The following is a 4,991-nucleotide window of genomic DNA, read 5'->3' as shown; positions in this document are numbered from 1 at the left end:
CTGTGGCGCGGCCGGCCGCAGCGCGCCTACAACGCGGGCGATTCGAACCCCATGAAGACGGGCGACTATTTCGACTTGGTGGCGGACCGGTACGGCCTGCCGCGTCCCCCGCGCGTGCCGCGCAGCGCCCTGCCGCCGACGCTGCGCAGCTTCATCGGGGAGTCGCGCCGCCTGGACAACCGGCGCATGCTGCGCGAACTGGGGGTGCGGCTGCGTTATCCCGGTGTGCAGCAGGGGTTGCGGGATTGAGCGCCCTCAGCGCGGGTAGCGCTTGCCCTGTTTGTCGTAGCAGCGGAACACATTGCAGTTCGTGAGTTTTCCCTCGGGCGGCGCGGGGGCGGGGGCGGGGCGGGGGCCGCAGGGATTTGTACCGGCTGGTACGGGGGGCGGATGACCAGCGGCGGTAGCGCGACGGGCCTTGGCGCGCGCGTTTTCTCCAATTCCGCGTAGGCCTCGGGGCCGAGGCAGTCGAGGTCAACCTGCTTCTGCGCTGCGGCGGCGCGCAGACCCTGCTCCTCAGGGGCTGCGCCCGAGTCGCCGAGCGCGGCGTCGAGCTTGCGGCGCGAACTCGCACATTCGGGAGAGCGGGAAGGGTCCTCCTTCGGCTTGTTCGCCGCGCGCCGTGCGTCGTCCGCGGCGGCTTCAGCGGCTTCGGCCTGAAGGCGCTGCTGCTCGCGCGCCAGCGCCTGCGCGGCCCGTTCGTTTTCCAGCTGGATTTCTTCGGGGGTCCTGCGCGCTTGCACTTCTTGCGCCGTGCTTCCGTGCGCGCAATGGCCGTCGGTGTACGTCACCCGGCCCGTGCCGGCATCGGTGCAGCGCAGCACCTGCGCCTGGGCGCCCAGCCCGGCGGCGCCCAGGCACAGGAGGAGGGTCAAGGATCGGAGCATGGGTCTGTTCCTGCTGTCAAATTGGAGCCGGGCTGCGGAGCCGGACCGTCCCCGTTCAGCGTCGCCCGGGGCGCACGCCCCTTCCGTAGATGATCACGGGTGGGTGCACCGGGTGCGGGAGCAGCATGGCTGGGGGAATGGGTCGGCGGTGCCAGGGGGGTGGTGGTGCCAAGTAAACCGGAGGCATGCTGGGGACGTATTCCGGCTGCCCGTACACCGGGTACGCCGGATACATTGAATAGTAGTGAGCCGACCCAGGGTACGCAGGGTACGCAGGGTACGCAAGGTATGGATCGCCTGGCAGCGTGGTGCACCCCGTCGCCAGAGCCCCCAGAAGCAGGGCAGAAGGGATGCGCGTGAAGAGGCATGGCATGTCGTTCCAATTCCGGTCGGATGGCGTGTTCCGTTTGGGGCCCCCGAAGAGCACCCCGGCAACCTGCCCATTTCGCGGGACGGGCGTTTACTTTAGCGTCTGACGAGGCCCTTTGGTTGACCCGTTGAGCGAATATGTTTGCCGTGGCCCGCATGCAGCGGGCGCTGCTTTCAGGCGCTGGGCGCGCGGGCGGCCTGGGCCCTGGCGGCAAATTCGGCGCGCAGGGCCCGGAGCTTGGCGCGCGGGTCCTCGCGCGTGCTGCCCTTGTCCAGGCCCATTTCGGCGATGAAGCGGCTGGGCTGCGTGGCCACCAGCTCGCGGCCTTTTTTGCGTTTCTTGCTCCAGCTCACGGCCAGCGTGCGCTGGGCGCGGGTGATTCCCACGTACATCAGGCGGCGCTCTTCCTGCAGGCGTTGCAGCGTGTCGTCGTCCGGCTCTTGCTCGCGGCCTGCGGCGGCGTCGATCTTGAAGGGCAGCATGCCCTCGGTTGCGCCGGCGAGGATCACGTGCGGCCATTCCAGCCCCTTGGACGCGTGCAGGGTCGATAGCGTGACGCGGTCCGCTTCCTGTTCGCGCCCCGAGAGGGTGGACAGCAGCGCGATGCCCTGCGCCACCTCCAGCAGGCTCTTGGTGGGCGCGCCGGCGTCGGCGCTGTCGTCGATCTGGCCGCCGGCGCGCTGCGCCATCCAGTCGCAAAACTCGAGCACGTTGCCCCAGCGTGCGGCAGCGGCTTGCGCGCTGTCTTCGCTGTCGCACAGGTGCTGCTCGTAGCCGATTTCCGCCATCCATGCGTGCAGAAAGGCGCGCGCCGCCTCGGCGCCGAGCGTGTGGCGCGCGCGGTATTCCAGGTCGTTGATGCAGCGGCCGAACTCGTGCAGACCGTCGAGCGCGCGTTTCGGCACGGCGGCGGGCAGCATGGCGTTGAACAACGCGCCGAACATGCTTTGCCGGTGCTGCGCGGCAAAGGCCCCCAGCACCGCGAGCGTGCCGTGGCCGATGCCGCGCTTGGGCGCGGTGATGCAGCGCAGGAACGCCGGGTCGTCGTCGTGGTTGATCCAGAGGCGAAACCAGGCGCACAGATCCTTGATTTCCGCGCGCTCGAAGAAGCTGCTGCCGCCCGAAACCTTGTACGGGATGTTCGCCTTGCGCAGCGCCTTTTCGAACGGCTTGGCCAGGTGGTTGGCGCGGTACAGGATGGCGAAGCCCTGCCACGCGGGCGGCGGGTTGCCCGTGGCGCGCAGGCTCTGAATGCGCGCCACGGCGCGCTCGGCCTCGTGTTCCTCGTTGTCGGCGTCGACCACGCGCACGGGTTCGCCTTCGCCCAGTTCGCTGAACAGCGTCTTGGGAAACAGCTTCGGGTTCGGCCCGATGACGTTGTTCGCCGCGCGCAGGATGGCGCTGGTGGAGCGGTAGTTCTGTTCGAGCTTGACGACCTCGAGCCGCGGGAAGTCGAGGGGCAGCCTTTTGAGGTTGTCCAACGTGGCACCGCGCCAGCCGTAGATCGACTGGTCGTCGTCGCCCACGGCGGTGAAGTGCCCTTTTTCGCCGACGAGCAGCTTGAGCAGTTCGTACTGCGTGGCGTTGGTGTCCTGGTACTCGTCCACCAGCACGTGGCCCAGCGCCGCCTGCCATTTGGCGCGCACCGGCGCGAAGTCGCGCAGCAGGCGCAGCGGCAGGCCGATCAGGTCGTCGAAGTCCACGCTCTGGTACGCCGTCAGGCGCTCCTCGTAGCGCGCCATCAGCGTGGCGATGCCGCGCGCGTTGTCGTCCGCCGCCTGCTCCAGCGCCTGCGCGCTGGTCAGGCCCTGGTTCTTCCATTGGCTGATGCGCCACTGCCATTGGCGCACCGTGGCCAGGTCGGTCGCGCCCCCCAGGCGTCCTTCAGGATGCCGCTCACGTCGTCGGTGTCCAGGATGCTGAACTGCGGCCTGAGCCCCAGCGCCGCGCCGTCCTCGCGCAGCATGCGCACGCCCAGCGCGTGGAAGGTGCATACGAGCACGTTTTTGGCGCGGCGGCCGATGAGTTCCTTGGCGCGCTCGCGCATCTCGGCGGCGGCCTTGTTCGTGAAGGTGATCGCGGCAATTTGCCGGGGCTCCATGCCGCGCTCGATCAGGTGCGCGATCTTGTGCGTGATCACCCGGGTCTTGCCCGAGCCCGCGCCGGCGAGCACCAGGCAGGCCCCGTTGGTGTAGTGCACGGCCTGGAGCTGGGCAAGGTTGAGGCCGGTGGACATACGGGAGGAGGGCGCGGGAGGCAAGCGGGGATGCGTGGGGATGAGCGCGCAATGATACCGGCGCGGTCCGGGCGTGCAGCCTGGCTCGGGCTCAGATTTCCAGCGGATCCACGTCCACCAGCCAGCGGATCAGGCCCTTGTGCGCGGGGTCGTGGCGGGTGGCTTGCAGCACGGACTTCCAGGCCAGCAAGAAATGCTGGAGCGCGGCGCGGCGCGGGCTCTCCAGCAGCATCTGCGCGCGCTCCACGTTGGCCACGCGCTGGATCGCCAGCGGCACGGGCGGAAACAGGGTCACCCGCTCCAGCCCCGGCAGGGCGGCGGCGTGCGCCGCGGCGCTGGCTGCGCTGAGAAAGCCCTGCGCCACCTCCTGCGTGCGCGCGTCGGCGCGCACCAGGGCCAGGTGCGAGAACGGGGGCATCGCGGCTTGCGCGCGCTCTCTGAGCTGCTGCGCGGCAAACGCGGGGTAGTCGTGCGTGCGCAGGGTTTCGAACACGGCGTGCCGGGGGCAAAAACTCTGCACCCACATTTCGCACTGCGTTCCCTGGGCCGCCATATAGACGGCGTCGCGCCCGGCGCGGCCGCCGGCCTGCATGAGCAGCGCAAACAACCGCTCGGGTGCGCGAAAGTCGCTGCTGAACAAGGCGCCATCAGGCTGCACGGCGGCGACCAGCGTGATGCGCCGGAAGTCGTGGCCCTTGGCGATCATCTGCGTGCCCACGAGCACGTCCACGGCGCCGGAATGCACCTGCGCGAACTGCTGTTCCAGTGCGCCCTTGGCCCGGGTGGTGTCGGCGTCGATGCGCGCGATGCGCACGGGCGTGCGGTCGGGCCGCAGCACCTCGGACAGCAGGGAGCAGAGCTGTTCTTCGAGCTGTTCGGTGCCCCGGCCCATGGGCCGGATGTCGGGGCTGCCGCAGCGGGGGCAGTGGCGCGGCACGCGCACGGTGTGGCCGCAGTGGTGGCAGCGCAGGCTGCGGTCGGTTTTGTGAAAGACTTGGTGCGCGCTGCAATGCGGGCAGTCGCTTTTCCAGTCGCAGTCGGCGCAGTGCAGCACCGGGGCGTAGCCGCGGCGGTTGAGCAGGACCATGCATTGCTCGCCGCGCGCCACGCGCTCGGTGATCGCGGCCAGCAGCGGCACGCTGAGCACGGCGTGCCGGGGCTGCTGGCTCATGTCCACGCGGCGCACGCGGGGCAGAGCGCCCGCGCCGATGCGGCTGGGCATGTGCAGCCGCGCATAGCGCCCGCCCCCGGGGTCTTCGGGCGTGGGCGGGCGGCTCGCGTGCCAGCTCTCGAGCGACGGCGTGGCCGAGCCCAGCAGCACCTTGGCGCCCTGCTCGCGCCCGCGCCAGATGGCCAGGTCGCGCGCCGAATAGCGCGCGCCCTCCTGCTGCTTGTAGCTCGGGTCGTGCTCCTCGTCGACGACGATGAACTTCAGGCCGGGCAGGCTGGCAAACACCGCCATGCGGGTGCCCAGCACGATGCGCGCCGCGCCGCTGTG

The 4,991-nt window shown here is 70.0% G+C and carries 2 protein-coding genes and 2 pseudogenes; 1 reads left to right on the top strand and 3 read right to left on the bottom strand.

The features are described from left to right. Positions 1 to 249, top strand: a pseudogene (locus VTU_RS0117985) (SDR family NAD(P)-dependent oxidoreductase); the annotation flags it as partial. Here VTU_RS0117985 and VTU_RS28060 read toward each other — a convergent pair. The 3 genes and pseudogenes from VTU_RS28060 to priA all read right to left on the bottom strand — a co-directional run. Next, the gene (locus tag VTU_RS28060) at positions 216 to 887 is read right to left on the bottom strand and encodes a DUF4124 domain-containing protein (RefSeq protein ID WP_010106785.1); all 672 of its coding nucleotides are present in this window, start codon (positions 885 to 887) and stop codon (positions 216 to 218) included. The pseudogene VTU_RS0117985 and the gene VTU_RS28060 sit on opposite strands and share 34 nt — an antisense overlap. A gap of 543 nt (positions 888 to 1,430) precedes the next feature. Next, a pseudogene (locus tag VTU_RS28055) lies at positions 1,431 to 3,493 on the bottom strand (ATP-dependent helicase). A 91-nt stretch (positions 3,494 to 3,584) separates the two neighbouring features. Next, positions 3,585 to 4,991 (bottom strand): replication restart helicase PriA (gene priA, locus VTU_RS0117970; protein WP_010106784.1); only part of this gene is annotated, 1,407 nt, incomplete at its 5' end.

Origin of the sequence: Verminephrobacter aporrectodeae subsp. tuberculatae At4 (genome assembly GCF_000193225.1) — a bacterium.
Taxonomy (GTDB): domain Bacteria; phylum Pseudomonadota; class Gammaproteobacteria; order Burkholderiales; family Burkholderiaceae_C; genus Acidovorax; species Acidovorax aporrectodeae.
The sequence above is the reverse complement of the archived record's forward strand: the minus strand, read 5'-3'. Positions and strand labels throughout refer to the sequence as shown.

Bases quoted from the DNA above. Each gene is read 5' to 3' on its own strand.
- VTU_RS28060 (WP_010106785.1), bottom strand. From the start codon at position 887: ATGCTCCGATCCTTGACCCTCCTCCTGTGCCTGGGCGCCGCCGGGCTG.